Raw genomic sequence first — 1145 nt, forward strand, 5'->3', positions numbered from 1 at the left:
GTGTGTAGGTTTGAGTGGTGATAGCTTAGAGGAATGTAATCAAGAATTTGACCACATAGCAGGAATTCCACAGCCAGAGGTTCCCTTTTGGTTCACAGATAAGGACAAACCGCCCCGTTTGCCTTGGTTTATCAGAAGCCCTTTTGCTAATTTTTTATATCATTCGACCCCTATAAAAGAGGGTGTTCATGACCAAGCACATCATGACCATCATCTTATGTCAGAGACGTTTGGAGGCGTTGAAACGCGTCCCGTTAATGTGAGTGTAGTTTATGGAATAAAGACATGAGGAGTTGAAATGTCATTAAAACCGTTTGCGATATCAGAGCTTAGCGACCCGTCTCAAGTACGGGTTGTTTTGTATTCAGGGGGAGGCTTTGTCCATGCGCCGCTTCATGGGGTTTTTGATTTACTGAAAACAGCTTTGAAAGCCGAGCTTGATGGTTCACTGAAAGATTTAGAGAAGCGCTTAGAGACCTTAAGAGAAGAGCTTGAAGATTTGAAAGAGTGTTCATTGGATGAATCCCTCTGAATGAAGGAATAAAGCAGATGAAGATACCCGATCATAGTCATGAATATTTGATACCTGTTGCAACGAAAGAGGAAATCAGAGAAGGGACTTCGCAAGATAGCGTTGTTGTTCCGAAGCTTTTAGGAACAGCCTCTTTGTATTCGTATGAAACCTTTGCGCCGTTAGAGCAGGTTGTAAATGCACGTCAAGAAGCAGAAAAAGCCATGGCACGTGCGAATGGAGCGCAACAGGTTGCAGAAGAGGCGAAAAAAGTATCGGAAAGAGCGTTTAGCGAAGTTACCAAAACGGGTGAAGCGGTTACAGCAGTAACGACAACGGCTAATCTTGCAAAAGATACAGCGGATACAGCCAAGGGATTAGCCGAAGAAGCCAAGAGTGCCTCTGAAGCCGCCAAGCAAATGGCAGAAGATGCGAAGGCAGGATTTGATAGAGCTACAGGGGAAATAAGTGGTACGAAAGGTTCATTGGCTACGGCATTGCAAAGTTTTGTAGAGGTCAAGCAGGCAAGTGAGAACGCCGTCCATGTTTCGACAGAAGCAAAGAGGTTAGCCGATGAATCAAAGTCGATTGCTGAACGTGCGGAACAAACAGCGAAAGAGGCTTCTCAAACAGC

Annotated in this window: 1 protein-coding gene and 2 pseudogenes; all 3 read left to right on the forward strand. The window is 44.9% G+C overall.

Annotation, left to right across the window (positions count from 1 at the left end; translation table 11 throughout):
- A pseudogene (locus ACFIMQ_RS09365) lies at positions 1-289 on the forward strand (phage tail protein); the annotation flags it as partial.
- Between the two features lie 9 nt (positions 290-298).
- Positions 299-532 (forward strand): hypothetical protein, encoded by a 234-nt coding sequence (locus tag ACFIMQ_RS09370; protein ID WP_375703927.1) that lies wholly within the window; start codon positions 299-301, stop codon positions 530-532.
- Positions 533-549: 17 nt separating this feature from the next.
- Positions 550-1145, forward strand: a pseudogene (locus ACFIMQ_RS09375) (hypothetical protein); the annotation flags it as partial.

The sequence above is a fragment of the Bartonella sp. AD13SXNS genome (assembly GCF_042196465.1).
GTDB lineage: Bacteria > Pseudomonadota > Alphaproteobacteria > Rhizobiales > Rhizobiaceae > Bartonella.